The following is a 17,639-nucleotide window of genomic DNA, read 5'->3' on the forward strand; positions in this document are numbered from 1 at the left end:
GACGAATTCGGTTTGGCTGGGCGCTGGCTGCGGACCGCAGGTATCGCGGCGGGCGGCGGGCCAAATCAAGGGTAACTTTGTGGGGTATTTTACGCGTTTTGCCGGAGCCGGGGGGTGGCGACGCTGCAAAACGCGACCTGAGCCGAGAACTGCGTCCCGGCTCGCCGCTCGACCGCTCGGTTGCGGCCGGCCGGAATCCGGCGGAACGGGAAGTGCTCTAACAGGCTGGTGAAAAACTCCCAAAGCTGCAGTCATCAAGGCGCATAGCCTCAGCAAACAAGTAAAATAGCGCATCTAAATTGGAGAAGCCCTCCATGCGCGGACACGATGCCATTCAAAGTAGCTGGTTCAGCTACGTTAGCCTGGAAGAACGTATTCCCAAACAGCATCCGTTGCGTCGTTTACGTCTACTCGTCGATGGCGTATTGACCTCTATGAATGCCGTCTTTGCCGAGCGTTACTCGCACACTGGCCGCCCGTCGATTGCGCCCGAAAAACTGCTGCGCGCCTTGCTGTTGCAAGTGCTGTACACCGTTCGTAGCGAACGCCAGTTGATGGAACAGCTGGACTACAACCTGCTGTTTCGCTGGTTTGTCGGTCTGGGCATCGACGATGCTGTCTGGGAACGCAGCGTGTTCAGCGCCAACCGCGAACGGCTGCTGTCCGAAGCGCTGAGTCGCGAATTTTTTGAGCGGGTACTGGCCATAGCCGAATGGCAAAACCTGGTGTCCGACGAACACTTCAGTGTCGACGGCAGCCTCATTGAAGCCTGGGCCTCGCACAAAAGCTTCGTTAAGAAAGACGGCAGCGGCCCGGACAAACCCGCCGGCCGCAATCCCGAGGTCGACTTCAGCGGCGAAAAGCGCAGCAACGCCACCCACCAAAGCACGACAGACCCGGAAGCGCGGCTCTACAAGAAAGGCGAATACACCGAGGCCAAACTGCGTTACATCACCCATGCCTTGTCCGAGAATCGCAACGGCCTGATTGTCGATGTCGAAACCACTCAAGCCACCGGCACCGCCGAAATCGAAGCCGCGCAAACAATGATCAAACGCCGTGTGCCCAAAGGCGGTAGCGTCGGTGCCGACAAAGGCTATGACCAACCGGCGTTCGTCAACAAACTCAAGGCGCAAGACATCAAAGCCCATGTGGCCCGGAAAAAGACCGGCAGTGCCGTCGATGGCCGCACCGCGCGCGGCAAAGGTTACGCCCAAAGCCTCAAGCGCCGCAAAATCGTCGAAGAAGCCTTTGGCTGGGTCAAAACGGTCGGCGGCCTGCGCAAAACCCGTCACATCGGCTTAGCCAAAGTCGCTGGCCAAGCCTTGTTTTGCTTCGCCGCCTACAACCTGACGCGCTTGCTCAACCTATTGGTGTTCACGCCGAAACCGGCGTGGAGTGCGCCCACCTAGGGTGAAGTACGCCTGAAAACCGTCCACAGACGGCTTCAGGCGAATAAAAAGCCCTTGAAACAGGGGCAAAACGGTTGAAACTCGATGTCATGACCGATTTCAACACGAAAAAATCACGGAAACCGTGGGTAAGGGGAAATATCGGTGGGTTTTTCACCAGCCTGCTAACAGGTGCCGAGTTGGTTTCGGCCGGGCCGGGCGTTAACGGGTGCCGAACACGACGATGGTTTTGCCGTGCGCGGTAATCAAGCCTTTGTCTTCCAGCTCCTTCAACACCCGTCCGGCCATTTCCCGCGAACAACCGACGATACGGCCGATTTCCTGGCGGGTGATATGCAATTGCATGCCGTCGGGATGGGTAATCGCATCCGGTTCCTTGCACAAATCCAATAACGTCCGGGCAATGCGGCCTTCCACGTCCATGAATGCCAAATCGCGGTATTTGCGGCTGGTGATCAACAGCCGGGTCGAGAGTTGTTCGCCCAGTACCGTCAAAATTTCCACGGCATGGTCGCGCAAGTCGGTGTTCAACAGCAGCTTGAAACGCTCGTAGCCGATTTCGGCCATCTGGCATTTGGTCCGGGTTTTTACCGATACGCTGCGGGTTTCGGCGTTTTTGAACACGCCGATCTCGCCGACGAAATCGTGCTTATTCAAATACGCCAATATCAGTTCGCGGCCTTCTTCGTCCTCAACGCTCACACTTACCGAACCGTCGACAACGAACAACAATTTATCGCCGATGTCACCCGGGCGAACGATGGTTATTTTGGCCGGATAACTTCTAACGTGGCAGAAACGCAGAAAGGCATCCAGGGCGGCGGGAGATATTTTATTTTGTTTAACAAAGCTCATAAGTTGTAATAATTTTGTGAACTAGTTTGAGTACTTTACCAAGGTGCAGTAGTTTTAGAAAAAAATCAAGACATTTGACAGGTTCGTTGTAAAATCCGCGCCAATTTTGTTTTTGGTTAGGATTGATTATGCAGGCAACGATCAAGTGGGTCGACGGCCGGTTGTTCGTCGGAGAATCCGGCAGCGGCCACACCGTCGTGATGGACGGGCCGCCGGACCATGGCGGCCGCAATCTCGGCGTGCGGCCGATGGAAATGTTGTTGTTGGGCGTAGGCGGTTGTTCGTCGTTCGATGTGATCGATATTCTGCAAAAAGGCCGCCACGACATCGTCGATTGCACGGCCGAACTGACAGCGGAACGGGCCGACAGCGTCCCTGCGGTATTCACCAAAATCCATCTGCATTTCAAGGTAACCGGCAAGAACCTGCCGGCGGCGGCGGTGGAGCGGGCGGTAAAACTATCGGCCGAGAAATACTGTTCCGCGTCGATCATGCTCGGCAGAGCGGGCGTGGAAATAAGTCATGATTTTGAAGTTATAGAGGGTTGATCGGTTGAGCAAATTACAGTTACACGGGTTTAACAACCTGACCAAATCGCTGAGTTTCAATATCTACGATGTCTGCTACGCGCCGAAAGAGCAGGAAAAAGCCTACATCGAGTATATCGACGAAGCCTACAACGCCAAGCGCCTGACCCAGATCTTGAAGGACGTCGCCAACATCATCGGCGCCCAGATTCTGAACATCGCCCACCAGGATTACGATCCGCAGGGCGCCAGCGTGACGATGCTGATATCGGAAGGCGCGGTGATTCCGGCCGGCATGAATTCCGAATCGCCAGGCCCGTTGCCCGACACGATTCTGGCCCATCTGGATAAGAGCCACATTACCGTGCACACCTATCCGGAAAGCCATCCGGACACCGATATCTGCACGTTCCGCGCCGATATCGACGTATCGACCTGCGGCCAGATTTCGCCGTTGAAAGCGCTGAATTACCTGATCCACAGTTTCGAGTCCGATATCGTCATCATGGACTACCGGGTGCGCGGCTTTACCCGCGATATTTCCGGCCAAAAGCACTACATCGACCACAAGATCAACTCGATCCAGAACTACATCGCCGAGAGCACCAAAGAGCTGTATCAAATGATCGACGTCAACGTCTATCAGGAGAACATCTTCCACACCAAGATGATGTTGAAGGAAACCGAGCTGGAAAATTACCTGTTCGAAAAGGAAAGCAATTTCAGCGACGAAGAGAAACAGGAAATCCAGGAAATGTTGCAGGACGAGATGGCCGAAATCTTCTACGGCCGCAATTTCTCGTAACGGCTATCACGCAGAACGGCCGCTACGGTTTGCTACCGTAGCGGCCGTTTTCGTTTAGCGGGCCGACTTTTGCGCGTCTTCCTGCATCCGCTCTTTGTGTTGCTTACGCAATTCGTCCATTTTCCGCATCTGTTCCGGATTCAATACCTGTTTGATCCGGCTATGCGACTCTTCGTGAATGGCACGAAACTTTTCGTGCTGTTCTTTGAAAATCGCTTCCAATTTGGTTTTTTGCTCCGGCGTCAGTTGCAGCAATTGCGTCAGACTTTCCAGCTTGTGGTCGACCGGCTGGCCGTAATCGTTCTCGCCGGTGTAAGCGAACGCCACCAGCGGCACCGCCAAAAATGTCGCGAACAGCCATCTTTTTTGCATCGTGGTATTTCCTATAGAGTGGATTGAAAGTGCGGATTCCGCCAAAGCAAACCGCAGCAGAAGGCGCTCAGAACGCCAGCGGATCCTGCACCGGGTGGCAGTCGATGCTGAAGCGTTGCGGCATCTCGCCCAAGCGCAACGCGGTCAATTGGCCGCCCCACAGGCAGCCGGTATCGATCGAATAACAGTTGTAGCCTTCGTAATAGCCCAAGGTCGACCAGTGGCCGAAAATGATCCGCAAATCGCGGCTTTTCCGGCCCGGAACCTGGAACCACGGCAACAAATGCGCGGGCTGTGTGCCCGGCGCGCCCTTCTGGCCGAAATCCAGCTCGCCGGCGAGCGTGCAATAACGTAGCCGGGTAAAGCAGTTGACCGCAAAGCGCAGTTTTTCGTTCTTCGGCAAATCGTCCCGCCAAAGCAAAGGCTTGTTGCCGTACATCGAACGGAAAAAACGCTCGTAATCGCCGCCCTGCATGGCTTGCTCGGTCTCGCGCGCCATCTGCTCGGTCGTGGCCAGATCCCATTGCGGCGGCAGACCGGCATGCAGCATGCAGTAATCGCCGTCGCGGTAAAACAAACGCTGGTGGCGTAGCCAGTGGATCAGCTCGTCGCAATCCTCGGCTCGCAACACCGCACCCAAGGTGTCCTTTTTGCCGGCCTTGCTTAAAGACACCACGGTTGCGATCAGGTGCAGGTCATGGTTGCCCAGCACAGTGATCGCCGACTCGCCCAAGCTCTTGACGAAGCGCAATGTTTCCAGCGACTTGGGGCCGCGGTTGACCAGGTCGCCGGCCAACCATAAGCGGTCTCGGCCCGGATCGAAGGCTATCTGGTCCAGTAATCTGCGGAATTCGTCGTAGCAGCCCTGGATATCACCAATCGCATAAACCGCCATCAGTGCAGGGTGCGGGGAATTGACAGGGTGAATTTAGGGATGGCTGCATTGAAACTTTCGCCGCTGTCGGCTTGCATCTGGTATTTTCCCTGCATCACGCCGACCGGAGTTTCGATCATCGCGGCGCTGGTGTAACGGAACGAATCGCCCGGATTCAAATGCGGATGTTCGCCGACCACGCCTTCGCCGTTCACTTCCTGGATTTTGCCGTTGGCGTCGGTGATAAGCCAATGCCGGGTCAGAAGTTTGGCCGGCGTGGAGCCGACGTTGGTAATCGTAACGGTGTAAGCGAACACGTAACGGTTCTGTTCCGGCGAAGATTGCGCCTCGACGTAGTAAGGTTGCGCTTCAACTAAAACTTTGTTTTTTTCGCTCATTGATGGATCATGTAAATCGTACTTTCGTTTATTTCAACCCAACTGGTAGCCAAACGCAAGCAATCCCATGAACATCCGCAGATTTTGGGGCGCGGCCCTGTTGGCCTTGCCCTTGGCGGCGTTTGCCGAAGACGCCAAAGATCTGTTCGCCGCTGCCGCCGCCGGCAAAATCGAACGGGTCGAATCGTTGTTGGCCCAGGGCCTGGATGCCAACGGCAAAATCGAGCAAGACCGTACCGCATTGATGGCGGCCAGTTTCAACGGCAACATCAGAATCGTCAAAACCCTGCTGGCTTACGGCGCCGACGTCAATCTGGCCGACAAACTCGGCGCCACCGCGCTAACGGATGCGGTCATGTTCGGCAACCCGGATCTGGTCGGCGTGTTGATTGCCGCTGGCGCCAACGTCAATGCCGCCGACGCCCAAGGCGTAAAGGTCCTCGACAAAGCCAAAAAACTGGGCCGCGACAATATCGTCAAAATACTGGAAGCGGCCGGCGCCAAAGTGCAGGAAGCCAAGGCCGAGGAAGTAGTCCCAGCCCCAACCGAAGCAAAATCCGAAGAACCGAAAAAATGACCCAAGCAAAACCTCTGCACATCCACATCCTCGGCATCTGCGGCACTTTCATGGGCGGCTTGGCCCTGATCGCCCGCGAACTCGGCTACAGCGTCAGCGGTTCCGACCAGAACGTCTATCCGCCGATGAGCACCCAACTCGAACAGCAAGGTATTCGCTTGATGAACGGCTACCGGGCGGAAAACCTGGATTGCAAACCGGATCTGGTCGTGATCGGCAATGCGATGTCGCGCGGCAATCCGGAAGTCGAAGCGGTGTTGAATCTGGGCCTGCCCTATATCTCCGGCCCGCAATGGTTGGCCGAACACGTGTTGCAGCACAAATGGGTGTTGGCCGTGGCCGGTACCCACGGCAAGACCACCACCACCAGCATGTTGAGCTGGATATTGGAATTCAACGGTTTCAAACCGGGTTTTCTGATCGGCGGCATACCCTTAAATTTCGGCATCTCGGCCCGGCTGGGCGAGTCGGATTTCTTCGTCATCGAAGCCGACGAATACGACTGCGCTTTCTTCGACAAACGTTCCAAGTTCGTCCACTACCGGCCGCGCACCGCAATCCTGAACAACCTGGAATACGACCACGCCGACATCTTCGAAAACCTGGACGCGATCAAAAAGCAGTTCCACCATTTGGTTAGAACCATACCCGGCCAGGGATTGATTATCGCTCCCGACTGCGAGAAACACGTCGCCGAAGTGCTGGAAATGGGCTGCTGGACCCCGGTACAACTTACCGCCATCGACGCGCCGGCACCGTGGCAAGCGCAATTGCTGGCCGACGACGGCAGCCGCTTCGCGGTGCATTTCGAAGGCCAAGAGCAAGGCACGGTCGCATGGCCCCTGACCGGCAAACACAACGTCTACAACGCCCTCTCGGCCATCGCCGCGGCCCGCCACGTCGGCGTGTTGCCGGCCGACGCCATTGCGGCGTTGGCCCAATTCCAAAACGTCAAGCGGCGGATGGAAGTTATCGTCAAAAAGAACGGCATCACCGTTTACGACGACTTCGCCCACCATCCGACCGCGATCCAGACCACGCTGGACGGCTTGCGCAAACAGGTCGGCAACGAAAAAATCCTGGCCATCGTCGAACCGCGCTCCAACACGATGCGCCTTGGTGTGCATACCCAATCGCTGGCCGAATCGCTGCACCAAGCCGACCGCGCCATCATTTTTCAGCCGGACGGGCTGGGTTGGGATTTGAGCCAATTGTTGAAATACGCCGACAACATCGAAATTTGCACCGACCTAGACGCCATCGTCGAAACCATCCGCGCCGAAGCCGACGGCGTGTGCCACGTCTTGTTGATGAGCAACGGCAGTTTCGGCGGCATCTACCAGCGGCTGCGCGACCTTTTGTAAAGCGCTATGAGCCATCGCGTCGAAATCCGCTACTGCACCCAATGCCGTTGGCTGCTGCGCGCCGCCTGGATGGCGCAGGAACTGTTGACCACCTTCGATAGCGAATTAAGCGAACTGGCCCTGCAACCCGGCACCGGCGGCATTTTCGAAGTAACCGCGGACGGCGTCCCGGTCTGGTCGCGCAAGGAACGCGGCCGCTTCCCCGAAATCACCGAATTGAAGCAATTGGTCAGAGACGTCATCGCGCCGGAAAGGGATTTGGGACACATCGACCGTAAACCGTCGCCGCAGCCTTAAGCCGGCAGCGCGGACAATGAAACAGCCCGCTCTTACCCGGTAGCACAATCCGAGCCCCCGCTGCAACTGTTGGCGGCCCGGATCGGGCATATACTCATCCCTGCCACCGGGCAAGGCCGAGCTACCGGACCAATTACCGGCCCTAACCCGGGCGGTTAATTCGCCTGCCGCTTCATAAACCTGGCTCTGCCGGAACCCAGTGCCATTTAGCCCGGCAGGGCAAACCGGTGCTGGGCAAAGCGGCAACATGGGGAGTGCATCGGATCGGCTAGTCAAATTGTTGGCGGGTTTTCTGCAGCCTGGCACTATCAATTCAATCAAAGGGGGTACAGCATGAGTTTTCAAGGTCAAGGCCGCCCGTTAAGCGGCGCCGGTATCGAACAGGTATGCAGCACATTAGGCGTCGCCCAGCCCGAAGTGTGGGCGGTGCTTAGCGTGGAAACGCGCGGCTTCGGTTTTTTAAAAGATCGCCGCCCGCAGATACTGTTCGAACGCCACATTTTCCACAACCAAACCGGCGGCCGCTTCGACGGCAGCGCTCCGGACATCAGCAACAGCAAGGCCGGCGGCTACATCGGCGGAGAGGCGGAATACGACCGCCTGAACACGGCAATCGGCCTGGACCAGGCCGCGGCGCTGAAAAGCGCGTCCTGGGGTATCGGGCAGGTGATGGGTTTTAACTTCGCGGACGCCGGGTTTGCCAATGTGGCAGACATGGTGGCCGCATTCGTTGAAGACGAGAACGCACAACTGCTGGCGATGGCCAATTTTATCAAAGCCAACGGACTGGCCGGCGCCATGCAAAAGGGCAAATGGGACGCGTTTGCCCGTGGCTATAACGGCCCGAGCTTCGAAAAAAACCAATACGACACCCGCCTGGCCGCCGCCCACGCTCGTTACCGGGTGATGCTGCCGGACTTAAGCTTGCGCACGGCACAAGCGGCGCTGCTATATCTCGGTTTCGACCCCGGCACTATCGACGGCGTAACCGGCAAGCGCACCCGCTCGGCAATTATTGCGTTTCAAGAAAAAGCCGGCCTGCCCGAAACCGGGGAACTGGACACCGACACGGAAAGCACGCTGCTTGGCGAGGCGTTTAAGTCTGACTAGGCGCATCCGCGCAACAGCAATGTAGACCAACCGAATTGCTGTAGATCGAGCAGCATCCCTGTTCTTTGGTCGCAGTCGGCCCGGATTTGCAAAAACCTACGACCCTGCCGATTGCGACTTACCGCCATGGCCGCTCTACGCGAAAAGTAGCAGGATTTTTCACTTAACCAGCTGTTCAATTTTTCGGTGTCACCTCTGCCCAACATTTCGACTTTTACGATAGCTCCGCCCGATGGAGGATGTTGCGGCGCGACTTGGCCAGTATGCCCAGCAAACCGCCCAGGAACAGCCAAGCCGTAGTCGGCAGCGGCACGGCGGCGACCCGCAGACTGCCGTTGACGGCCAAGTTGGAAAAGTCGAGTAGCTTGCGATCTATGCCGGCGACGCTGATGCGGTCCGGGTTGAAACTGCCGCTGAAGCTGCTGAAATTAAACAGGTTGAAACTGCTGCCCGCCGTGGGAGTGAAATTGCTGCCAAACACCAGCGCCAGGGTGCCGTTAAAATCCAGATGATCGATATTTAACAACTGGTCGTATTCGCTGCCGGGGCTGTTGCCAAAGATTTCCATGGTCAGCACCGTCGTTGAATTAAAGCTGACGTTGCCACCGTGAAAATCGATGGCCGCCGGGCTGTTGCCGGGTTTATAAGCCCCCTGAAAGGCAATGTCGCCGCTAAAGCCGCCGCCACCGTTGACGTCGTTCAAAAAGGTCAGCGTGCCGCCGGTGCCACCAACCTGACCGTTATTGGTGAAGTTACCCAAAATGCTGGCGTTGCCGGTATAGTTCAAGGTTTCACCGCTGCTCAGATCGGCGCCGTTGATGGTACTGAGCTTGCCGCCATCGGCGATGTTGGTACTAACACCCAGATTGGCTTTGTCTTTGTCCAGCAGAGTGACTTGGTTGTCGCCGACGTCCAGTTTGCCACCAAAATCGAAACCTGTATTGGAATTGAGGTCACCCAACGCCAAACTACCACCATTGGTTTGAATAACATTCTTCGCACTGCCGCCGGAGATGGCTGCGGCAACCGTGCCGTAACCATTCAGCATACCGATGTCGTTCATATTCAGACTGGTCGTGGAGTTGGCGGCAATACTGCCGCCCGTCAATGCCAGCGTACCGGCCTTGACCTGGCCGCCATTCAGCAACAGAAAGTTGCCGTCATTGACGCTTAGGGTATTGACAACTGCCAGGGTTTTGCCTGCCGTTAGAGAAGTAACCGCACCTAACATCGGGTTGTTGCCCAGGCTGACGCCATTGCTGCCGGTAATATTCAGGGTTCCGGACAACCAATTGAATTGACCACCCGCGCTGGGAGTGATGTCCGGGGTTTTGACGCTGAGCGTACCGCCATTCAGGTTCAAAATGCCCTGATTGCCGATACTCAAGGTGTTGCCGACTGACACCTCGCCATTGTTTTCGATATTCAATGTCCCCTGGCCATCGTTACCGATGCCACCGACCTGCAAATCAACTGCATTCTCCCACAGCGAATTAGCCCCTGTAACCGTAACGATACCGCTGCTGCCCGCAAAGCTGCCCATCAAACCGTTAAGGTCGGTGACTTTACCGCCATTTTCGATGTTCAAACTGCCTTTGCCGTTATTTCCAACTAATAACTCGCCGCTGTTCTCCCACAACGAATTGGTGCCCTTGACGGTAGCTACGCCCGTACCTGATTGTGAAAGCCCCAAGAATCCCGAAGCATTGCTGACTTTACCGCCATTTTCGATGTTCAAACTGCCTTTGCCGTTATTTCCAACGAGTAAATTGCCGCCGTCAGTCCACACCGAATCGGCGCCGCCGATCGTTGCTGTACCGATGCCTCTCTGGCTTCCCAAGATACCGAAAGTACTATTTACATGGCCACCATCCTGCACGATAAGTGTTCCGACGCCATCATTACCAATATCCACGGCTCCACTGTTGGCCCACAGTGAGTTTGCGCCAGTAACAGTAACAGTGGCATTGCTACTGGGATTGAAGCCAATAAGACCGCTGCTATCGCTCACTTTGCCGCCATTTTCGATGTTCAAACTGCCTTTACCTGATTTTCCAACGATTAAATCGACGCTGTTCTCCCACAACGAATTGCTCCCCGTTACGGTGACGCTTCCTTGTCCGTTGAGCTGATTGCCTACAATGCCTGTTTGATTACGTAGTGTGCTACCCGATTGCAAGACCAGATTGGCCGTGCCGCTGTCGCCGACGACGAAATCGACATTACTGTTGTTGATAGCGGTTTTATTGCTCAAGCTTAGGCTATGGTCGCCAAGCGTTACCGCCCCATTGACGGCCATGCCTGCCGTGCCCCCATCCCAGGTTTGATCAATACCTATGGCAATCGGCAGATTAATGGTTTGTAGCTTGCTACTTAAATTGCTGATGTTGCCGGCACTGGTAATGGCATTGCCGCTTAATGTAAAAGCCCCGGCACTCGGCGCAAAGCTTATCCCGCCGACCACAAAGCCCGGCGCCGCGTCGTTGTCGGGCGTTAAACGGGTGTTGCCGTCAAAGACCAGACTGTCGCCTGCAGTGGGCACCACGTCGTTGTTGGTCCAGTTGGTATTGGGGTTGAGGAGATTATTGTTGGCATAAAACCAACTGTCGCTGTCGCCGCTGCCGTCCCAGACCAGTTCGTAGGCGTGAACGGTTGGCGCGAGTACTGCACTTGATAACAGACTGCTGAGAGCAATGGCTAAAGGATGGCGCTTGAATGACGACGGTTGCATGGGTATTCTCCTGGAAAAGTAGGTTGGCTAAAGCGTTAACAAACAATGCGCAGGCTGCTTAGAAGGCTTGGCTGCCGTGGTTTTTGCGACGACTCACCAGCAAGGTGGTCATCAATCCGGATAAAAACAGCCAGATTGTCGCCGGTAAAGGCACCGCCGCGACTTGCAAAGTGCCGGTGCTGGCCAGCTTAGTAAAATCCAGCAAATTGCGATCAAAACCGGCGACGGTAATGTGGCTTGGGTCCAAACTGCCGCTGAAGCTGCTGAAATCGAACAGCTTGAAACTGCTGCCCGCCGTGGGCGTGAAGTTACCGCCGAACACCAGCGCCAGGGTGCCGTTAAAATCAAAATGGCCGATGTTCAACAACTGGTCGTATTCGCTGCCGGGGCTGTTGCCAAAGATTTCCATCGTCAGCACCGAGCTGGCACCAAAGCGGGTACTGCCGCCGTGGAAGTCGATGGCGGCCGGACTGTTGCCGGGATTGTAGTTGCCGCGAAAAACAACGTTGCCGCCAAACCCACCGGCGCCATTCACATCGTTCAGGAAAGTCAACCTGCCCCTCGATCCAGTCACCAGGCCGTTGTTGGTGAAGTCACCCAAAATGCTGGCGCTACCCGTGTAATCCAGCGTTTCGCCGTCGCCCAAATCGATGCCGTTGATGCTGCCCAGTTCGCCGCCCTTGCCCAAACTGGTGGAGACACCCAACTGGGCTTTATCTTTATCCAGCAACGTCACTTGATTTGAGCCGACATCGAGCTTGCCGCCAAATTCGAAACCTTGAGTGGAATTGACGTTGCCCAGCACCAGTTTGCCGTTATTGGCGCGGATGGTGTTGGCCGCCGTGCCGCCGCTCACGGTCGTTGTCAGCGTGCCGTAACCGGACAAGGTGCCGATGTCGTTCATATCCAGATGGCTACCGTTATGGAAGACCATTTGTCCGCCGTTCACTGCCAGCGTGCCGGCCTTTAGTGAGCCGCCGTTTAGCCATAATAGACTGCCGCTGTTGACGTTCAGGCTGTTGGTCACCGCCAAGGTTTTACCGCTGGTCAGGGTGGTGAACGGGCCAAAAATCTCACTGTGGCCCAAGGTCACGCCGTCGGCACCGGTGATGCTCAAGGTGCCGGCGAGCCAGTTAAACCGCCCGCCCGGCGCAGGGCGAACATCGTCTTGATTGACGACTTTTAGCGTGCCGCCGTTCAGATTCACGAGGCCGGTGCTTAAAATGCGTAAGCGTCCGCCAACCGAAACCAGGCCCTGGTTTTCGATATTGAGCAGCCCCTTTCCACCCCGGCCGATCAACAGATCGCCTTGGTTCCGCCATTGCGAGCCGTCGCCGTTGACCATCACCGTGCCCAAGCCGCCGAGGGCATTGCCGATGACCGCGCTGGCGCTCTCCACTTTTCCGCCATTTTCCACATTCAGCGTGCCGGTGCCTTGATTGCCTACCGTTAGGCTATCCCGGACAGTCCATGTCGACCCTTGGCCGTTGATGCTTGCTTCGCCCGCACCGCCACTAGCGTTGCCAATAGTTGCTCTGTCGCTTTTCACGCTGCCGCCGCTATCGACGACTAAGCTGCCTTTACCCTGATCGCCGACAAACAGCTCGTTTTTGTTAAGCCATTGGGAGCCAGAACCCAGCACACTGACCCGGCCGATACTTCGCGAGCTGGCGCCGACGTAACCGAACTGGCTACTGACGGTGCCGCCATGGCGGACGAGTAATTCGCCTCTACCGTCGGACAGGTATCCAACCGACAAATCGCGCGTGCTCAGCAGGGAGCCGGAGTCCTCGATTAACACCCTGCCGATGTACCGATTGCCGATAATGGTTAAAGCACTTTCCATGCTTCCGCCCTTGACGATATTCAATTCGCCCGAGCCTTGATCGCCGATGATACTCTCGGCGCTAATCACGGCCCCGCCGTTAGCGATTTTCAAACTGCCTTGTCCAGGCGCTCCAATAGACAGGCTCTGATTCGTCCACCGCGATCCGGCGCCGTCGATGGTGACTAAGCTGGGATGCATGGAGTTACCGCCACCTATGGTGCCTAGGCCGGAGTTCAACGCACCGCCATTGGTCACGCTCAGCGTGGCTTCACCTCGAGAGCCCACCGTGAGATATTCGCTATTGGTCCAACTCGATCCCAGGCCATTGATAGTCACTTGGGCACCGTTGCCGATAGACGCCGTCTTACTGATCACCGAGCCGTGATCGAAGATATTCAGGATGGCTCTGCCGTGCGTGCCTATGTTCATGTTCCCGCTATTGGTCCATTTCGATCCCCAGCCGTGGACGGTCATTACCCCCGCACTTCCCCTGCCGGCGCCGATGTCGGCCGAGACACTGTCCAGCTTACTCCCGTCGTTCACCAGCAATTGTGCTTCTCCGGTTTCGCCGAGAATCAATGGGTTATTGCCAGCGGAAACCCTGGCGTGGCGTAACAAGGTCAGGGAATGGTCGCCCAAACCGGCGAACTGATTCACTTGCAAAGAGCCGCCGGGTATATTGCCGCCATCCCAGACCTGATCGGCGCCGATGGTGATCGGCATATTGATGGTTTGCAGATTGCGGCTGGCGTTGACGATATTGCCCGTGCTGATGATGCGATTGCCGTTTAGAGTAAACGCCATGGCGTCGGCCGCAAAGGTCATGCCATTGATGGCTAGGCCTTCCGGGCCGTCGTTAAGCGGCGTCAACCGGGTCTTGCCTTTGAAAACCAAGGTATCGCCAGCGTTCGGCAGTAATAACGGGTCGTTATTGAGCCAGTTGGTATTGGAATGAAGGAAGTCGTTGTTCGAGTAAAACCAACTGTCGTTGTCGCCGCTGCCGTCCCAAACCAGCTCGTAGGCACGGGTGGGTGAGGTCAAAAGGCCGTTGGATAGGATGCCGGCCAACGCCAGCGCTAATGGGTGAGCTTTGAAATATGGGCGGTACATGCTGCTGCTCCAGAGTAAACGATAAAAGTGTTGTCTCGGAGGCGGTTTGTCGCTAACCGATGTCCGATGGTTGGCGTTTACTTGTCATTTCTTGTGCCAATTGCCGGGTGCTTGCTGTCGATGACCTGCAAGCGATTGTTTTAATGTTGTTTTGGTCTTGGTGTTTAAGGCATTTCAGGTTGGCGGCAATGAGCCGGCGAGCGGAAGCGGCGACGATATGTCGCTCAATTCACGATATATCGTCTATTTTCAGGCCGATCAGGGCCTGTCGCCGGCAGGTGCATGGCCGCAAAATAGCGGCGGGCGATTCGCAATAAACGGCGCGGAGGCTGTTCAATGCCTATGGACAGGCCCGTAGGTCCGATTAGCGATAGCGTATTCGGACGCATGTTTGACCTCGTTCCTCCGATTACACTTCGCTAATCGGAGCTACGCGGGCAGGATTATTCCCCACATAGGTGTAAGTATTAACGCCCCCAGCTAGCCTTTATGGCATCGTAAATTCAATTGATGCCCCCATGCCGGAACCAAATGACTCAGCCAAATATTTAACGCCAGATAAAAGCTTTTTTGCCTTTAGGGAACCTCTAAAAATTGCGCCCGGCGAGTAAAATGAGTCGGAGCTAAAGACCTTTGGAGAGCAGAGATGACGGTGGCACAAGACGACCTTTTCGGTTCCCTGTTTGAACATCGAGATCGTCGGATCGATCGGCTGGGCAATCCGTTGTTGGAATTGGACGCGCAAGTGGATTGGGAAGCGTTCCGTCCTTTGCTGGATCAAGTGCGTCACAAAGTCCGCAAATCGTCTGCCGGGCGTAAGCCTTGGGATGGGGTGTTGATGTTCAAAGCGTTGGTCATTGGCAGTCTCTACAATCTGAGTGACGAGCAACTGGAGTTCCAAATCGAAGACCGGCGCAGTTTTCAGCGATTTATTGGGTTGTCGGATGCCAAGCACGCGCCGGATCGCAACAGTTTCTGGCTATTTCGTGAGTCACTCAAAGAACTGAAACTCACCGAGACGTTATTCAACGAATTCAACCGACAATTGGACCGTGCCGGCCTGATCGCCCGCAAGGGTCAACTGATTGACGCCAGCTTCGTCAAGGTGCCGGTGCAGCGTAATACGCCGGACGAGAACGCCCGGATTAAAGCTGGCGAAACCGTCGAAGACTGGTCAGCCTCCAAACGCAGTCAGAAGGATACCGATGCGCGCTGGACCAAGAAAGGCGACAAGAGCTATTACGGGTACAAGAACCACGTCAACGTTGATAATGCCCACAAGTTAGTGCGCAAATACACGGTCACCGATGCCAGCGTCCACGACTCCCAAGCCCTGAACGGCTTGCTTGATAGCGGCAACACCAGCCGGGATGTGTGGGCCGACAGTGCCTATCGTTCCGAAGCGGTGGAAGAACTGTTAAAAGTCCAAGGCTACCGCAGCCGGATTCACCGCAAAGGGGTGCGCGGCAAACCGCTGACTGACCGGGAAAAACAAGGCAACAGTACCCGCTCCAAAACCCGTTGCCGGGTCGAGCACGTGTTTGCCTGGATGGCGCAATGGGGCGGTAAGGCGATCCGTTGCATTGGCCTAGCCCGCGCCGAAGTACGTATCGGCTTCATGAATCTGGTGTACAACATGCGACGTTTTTGCGCCATTCGCAGGGTAGCTGCGTCTTGATGCCGCCCATCGGAGCTGAAAAGGCTTCGAGTTGAAGGTAGTCCGCTTGGAAATGCCAGCTTTCGAGCACGTTTTACGCCCCGAATCTGATTAATCGTGGATTTTTAGCAGGTTGGTGAAAAACCATATTCCAGCCACTAATTTAGCTAGAAGAAGCCTTTATTTAGTGCTGAATCAATCTTGTAGTACTAAATATAGGTCTGATTGGTTGCAAAAAAGAGTTTTTCACCAACCTGTTAGAGGCTCCCTTTACTCTTTCATAAAATCCTGCTGGAGCTTCTCCGTATTTAAATTGTTTAACTTCTAAATCCTTTCCAGGCTCAAGCTCAAATGCCCAAAGAGGATTTATCTCATCCCAATTTCCATTCTTCTTTTCTACAATTACAAAACTATTTATTTCAACTGAGCTTGCAAGTCCTGTAATTGGATTTCGCTTTTCAAGCACAAATGAAGGCTGTTCAGACTGAGTATTCACAACAATATTAAATGTTGACGAAAAGCCAGTAACCGAAAAAAAGAAAACAATCCAGAATATAAAGTGCAATATTTTTTTCATGAGTAAATTCAAATCATTTAGCACACATACCGAAACCTTTTGGATTCAGTATTTTTTGAAACTGACCCAAAGAGGATGAATTTCGCTTCATAGCAATATAATAATCTTGCAAAATCCTGGCTTGCTGTTCATAACGATAATCATCAAAAGACATTCCAGGATTAAGCGAATATTTATATGTATCACTTCTTAAGCCTTCGGCAACAGCTTCCACCCAGCTATAGTCAGGGTTATTTTTATATTGATATATATGACCTACTTCATGAACCAACCATGCTTGAGACTGTAAATTTGCTGTAGAAAAATCTGATTGATAACCATCTGAAGGAAAATAAATAGAGTTCTCTAAAGTCACAGCATTGTTTGTAGCGATTGGCTCATAAGTGCGCGGATCAATACCGGCGCCTGAGTTAATATCAATTAATCCGTAATCAACGGCATTACCGAAAACAGGATTTAACATCGCCGTCTCGCCTTGAGCTGGCGGTCTTAACCCACTTGGATCAGTCCATTTCAATGGATTGTTATTTACATAGGCATAGGTATTAATGCCCCCTTCAAAACCACTCTACTTTGCTTGATCAGCTTTTATTTTTTCAAAGTCCTGTAGTCTACTTTCTAATGATGTTGATACGGCTGTCGTAGTTTCATTTATAGCTGGTTTTATTTTTATTTTTCCAAGCAAATCAATGCGATACTTAATTACAGAAATCTGTGCATCGAGATCATCAACCAAGTCAATTGGAGTCATCGTAACCATATAACGCAAATTCTGCTCGTCAACAGCATTATTTTTTATCGTCATTAGAAACAACTTTGGTTCTTTTTCAAAAAAACTGCCAGTGCTACGAAAAAAATCTTCTTGCTCACCGGTTCCAATACATTTGAAAATTAAAACTCCGATTCGCAATGCAAATAAATTTCCTTGCCGGACAAGGTTAAACAATTGTTTCAATTGATAATCACTTGGCAAATATATTTGGCTACATTGTTCCGTCACATTTGCAACCAAGGGATTTAATTTATGAAATGCATTTTTGTTCGGATTGGTTAGAAAATTATCCCAAACCGAACCATGAACAATCTCATTTGAGCAGTTATTTAATGATGTAATAAGCAATAAAACCATCAAAAGTATTTTCATT

The 17,639-nt window shown here is 54.1% G+C and carries 17 protein-coding genes; 8 read left to right on the top strand and 9 right to left on the bottom strand.

Annotated elements, in window-relative coordinates; genetic code table 11:
- Window positions 1–314: 314 nt before the first annotated feature.
- A complete protein-coding gene (locus VXJ35_RS20360; RefSeq protein WP_064020044.1) occupies window positions 315–1,412 on the top strand; it encodes an IS5 family transposase in 1,098 nt (365 codons plus the stop codon).
- 201 nt (window positions 1,413–1,613) lie between these two features.
- Here the strand turns inward: VXJ35_RS20360 and crp are convergent, their stop codons facing one another.
- Window positions 1,614–2,267, bottom strand: coding sequence for a cAMP-activated global transcriptional regulator CRP (gene crp / locus VXJ35_RS20365; protein WP_054760982.1), 654 nt, complete (start codon window positions 2,265–2,267; stop codon window positions 1,614–1,616).
- Window positions 2,268–2,395: 128 nt separating this feature from the next.
- On the opposite strand from crp, the gene VXJ35_RS20370 reads away from it, so the two are divergent.
- Both VXJ35_RS20370 and speD read left to right on the top strand, forming a co-directional pair.
- On the top strand, window positions 2,396–2,815 hold the full coding sequence (locus tag VXJ35_RS20370) for an OsmC family protein (protein ID WP_054760985.1): 420 nt from the start codon (window positions 2,396–2,398) through the stop codon (window positions 2,813–2,815).
- A gap of 4 nt (window positions 2,816–2,819) precedes the next feature.
- Window positions 2,820–3,599, top strand: coding sequence for an adenosylmethionine decarboxylase (gene speD / locus VXJ35_RS20375; protein ID WP_064022964.1), 780 nt, complete (start codon window positions 2,820–2,822; stop codon window positions 3,597–3,599).
- Window positions 3,600–3,653: 54 nt separating this feature from the next.
- Here the strand turns inward: speD and VXJ35_RS20380 are convergent, their stop codons facing one another.
- The 3 genes from VXJ35_RS20380 to apaG all read right to left on the bottom strand — a co-directional run bounded on the left by VXJ35_RS20380 (window position 3,654) and on the right by apaG (window position 5,243).
- On the bottom strand, window positions 3,654–3,971 hold the full coding sequence (locus tag VXJ35_RS20380; RefSeq protein WP_064022965.1) for a hypothetical protein: 318 nt from the start codon (window positions 3,969–3,971) through the stop codon (window positions 3,654–3,656).
- 67 nt (window positions 3,972–4,038) lie between these two features.
- Window positions 4,039–4,866 carry a symmetrical bis(5'-nucleosyl)-tetraphosphatase gene (locus tag VXJ35_RS20385; RefSeq protein ID WP_064022966.1) on the bottom strand — a complete coding sequence of 276 codons (828 nt, stop codon included), beginning with the start codon at window positions 4,864–4,866 and terminating at the stop codon, window positions 4,039–4,041.
- A complete protein-coding gene (apaG, locus tag VXJ35_RS20390) occupies window positions 4,866–5,243 on the bottom strand; it encodes a Co2+/Mg2+ efflux protein ApaG (RefSeq protein ID WP_064022967.1) in 378 nt (125 codons plus the stop codon). The genes VXJ35_RS20385 and apaG overlap by 1 nt, the downstream gene beginning before the upstream one ends.
- Before the next feature lie 67 nt (window positions 5,244–5,310).
- Here apaG and VXJ35_RS20395 point away from each other — a divergent pair, with 67 nt between their 5' ends.
- From VXJ35_RS20395 to VXJ35_RS20410, 4 genes are all read left to right on the top strand, one after another.
- On the top strand, window positions 5,311–5,820 hold the full coding sequence (locus VXJ35_RS20395; protein ID WP_064022968.1) for an ankyrin repeat domain-containing protein: 510 nt from the start codon (window positions 5,311–5,313) through the stop codon (window positions 5,818–5,820).
- 14 nt (window positions 5,821–5,834) lie between these two features.
- On the top strand, window positions 5,835–7,184 hold the full coding sequence (gene mpl, locus VXJ35_RS20400; RefSeq protein ID WP_064023621.1) for a UDP-N-acetylmuramate:L-alanyl-gamma-D-glutamyl-meso-diaminopimelate ligase: 1,350 nt from the start codon (window positions 5,835–5,837) through the stop codon (window positions 7,182–7,184).
- A 6-nt stretch (window positions 7,185–7,190) separates the two neighbouring features.
- The gene (locus VXJ35_RS20405; protein WP_064022969.1) at window positions 7,191–7,481 is read left to right on the top strand and encodes a SelT/SelW/SelH family protein; all 291 of its coding nucleotides are present in this window, start codon (window positions 7,191–7,193) and stop codon (window positions 7,479–7,481) included.
- 333 nt (window positions 7,482–7,814) lie between these two features.
- The gene (locus tag VXJ35_RS20410) at window positions 7,815–8,591 is read left to right on the top strand and encodes an N-acetylmuramidase domain-containing protein (RefSeq protein WP_064022970.1); all 777 of its coding nucleotides are present in this window, start codon (window positions 7,815–7,817) and stop codon (window positions 8,589–8,591) included.
- Window positions 8,592–8,805: 214 nt separating this feature from the next.
- Here VXJ35_RS20410 and VXJ35_RS20415 read toward each other — a convergent pair whose 3' ends face one another.
- Window positions 8,806–11,322 (bottom strand): hypothetical protein, encoded by a 2,517-nt coding sequence (locus tag VXJ35_RS20415; protein ID WP_064022971.1) that lies wholly within the window; start codon window positions 11,320–11,322, stop codon window positions 8,806–8,808.
- Window positions 11,323–11,380: 58 nt separating this feature from the next.
- Complete coding sequence (locus tag VXJ35_RS20420; RefSeq protein ID WP_064022972.1) at window positions 11,381–14,260, bottom strand: hypothetical protein; 2,880 nt, start codon at window positions 14,258–14,260, stop codon at window positions 11,381–11,383.
- Window positions 14,261–14,906: 646 nt separating this feature from the next.
- Between VXJ35_RS20420 and VXJ35_RS20425 the strand changes: the two genes are divergently transcribed.
- Window positions 14,907–15,938, top strand: a complete 1,032-nt coding sequence (locus tag VXJ35_RS20425; protein ID WP_064022973.1) for an IS5 family transposase — start codon at window positions 14,907–14,909, stop codon at window positions 15,936–15,938.
- Window positions 15,939–16,101: 163 nt separating this feature from the next.
- Here the strand turns inward: VXJ35_RS20425 and VXJ35_RS20430 are convergent, their stop codons facing one another.
- The 3 genes from VXJ35_RS20430 to VXJ35_RS20440 all read right to left on the bottom strand — a co-directional run bounded on the left by VXJ35_RS20430 (window position 16,102) and on the right by VXJ35_RS20440 (window position 17,638).
- On the bottom strand, window positions 16,102–16,494 hold the full coding sequence (locus tag VXJ35_RS20430; RefSeq protein ID WP_157198244.1) for a hypothetical protein: 393 nt from the start codon (window positions 16,492–16,494) through the stop codon (window positions 16,102–16,104).
- Between the two features lie 13 nt (window positions 16,495–16,507).
- Window positions 16,508–16,957 carry a hypothetical protein gene (locus tag VXJ35_RS20435; protein ID WP_157198245.1) on the bottom strand — a complete coding sequence of 150 codons (450 nt, stop codon included), beginning with the start codon at window positions 16,955–16,957 and terminating at the stop codon, window positions 16,508–16,510.
- Window positions 16,958–17,062: 105 nt separating this feature from the next.
- Window positions 17,063–17,638, bottom strand: coding sequence for a hypothetical protein (locus VXJ35_RS20440; protein WP_157198246.1), 576 nt, complete (start codon window positions 17,636–17,638; stop codon window positions 17,063–17,065).
- Window position 17,639 lies beyond the last annotated feature (1 nt).

Source organism: Methylomonas sp. DH-1 (assembly GCF_046097555.1).
GTDB classification, from domain to species: Bacteria; Pseudomonadota; Gammaproteobacteria; order Methylococcales; family Methylomonadaceae; genus Methylomonas; species Methylomonas koyamae.

Excerpts from the sequence above, each read along its gene's own strand:
- VXJ35_RS20360 (WP_064020044.1), top strand. The coding sequence starts at position 315 with ATGCGCGGACACGATGCCATTCAAAGTAGCTGGTTCAGCTACGTTAGC.
- crp (WP_054760982.1), bottom strand. The coding sequence starts at position 2,267 with ATGAGCTTTGTTAAACAAAATAAAATATCTCCCGCCGCCCTGGATGCC.
- VXJ35_RS20370 (WP_054760985.1), top strand. The coding sequence starts at position 2,396 with ATGCAGGCAACGATCAAGTGGGTCGACGGCCGGTTGTTCGTCGGAGAA.
- VXJ35_RS20380 (WP_064022965.1), bottom strand. The coding sequence starts at position 3,971 with ATGCAAAAAAGATGGCTGTTCGCGACATTTTTGGCGGTGCCGCTGGTG.
- VXJ35_RS20385 (WP_064022966.1), bottom strand. The coding sequence starts at position 4,866 with ATGGCGGTTTATGCGATTGGTGATATCCAGGGCTGCTACGACGAATTC.
- apaG (WP_064022967.1), bottom strand. The coding sequence starts at position 5,243 with ATGAGCGAAAAAAACAAAGTTTTAGTTGAAGCGCAACCTTACTACGTC.
- VXJ35_RS20395 (WP_064022968.1), top strand. The coding sequence starts at position 5,311 with ATGAACATCCGCAGATTTTGGGGCGCGGCCCTGTTGGCCTTGCCCTTG.
- VXJ35_RS20405 (WP_064022969.1), top strand. The coding sequence starts at position 7,191 with ATGAGCCATCGCGTCGAAATCCGCTACTGCACCCAATGCCGTTGGCTG.
- VXJ35_RS20410 (WP_064022970.1), top strand. The coding sequence starts at position 7,815 with ATGAGTTTTCAAGGTCAAGGCCGCCCGTTAAGCGGCGCCGGTATCGAA.
- VXJ35_RS20415 (WP_064022971.1), bottom strand. The coding sequence starts at position 11,322 with ATGCAACCGTCGTCATTCAAGCGCCATCCTTTAGCCATTGCTCTCAGC.
- VXJ35_RS20420 (WP_064022972.1), bottom strand. The coding sequence starts at position 14,260 with ATGTACCGCCCATATTTCAAAGCTCACCCATTAGCGCTGGCGTTGGCC.
- VXJ35_RS20425 (WP_064022973.1), top strand. The coding sequence starts at position 14,907 with ATGACGGTGGCACAAGACGACCTTTTCGGTTCCCTGTTTGAACATCGA.
- VXJ35_RS20430 (WP_157198244.1), bottom strand. The coding sequence starts at position 16,494 with ATGAAAAAAATATTGCACTTTATATTCTGGATTGTTTTCTTTTTTTCG.
- VXJ35_RS20435 (WP_157198245.1), bottom strand. The coding sequence starts at position 16,957 with ATGTTAAATCCTGTTTTCGGTAATGCCGTTGATTACGGATTAATTGAT.
- VXJ35_RS20440 (WP_157198246.1), bottom strand. The coding sequence starts at position 17,638 with ATGAAAATACTTTTGATGGTTTTATTGCTTATTACATCATTAAATAAC.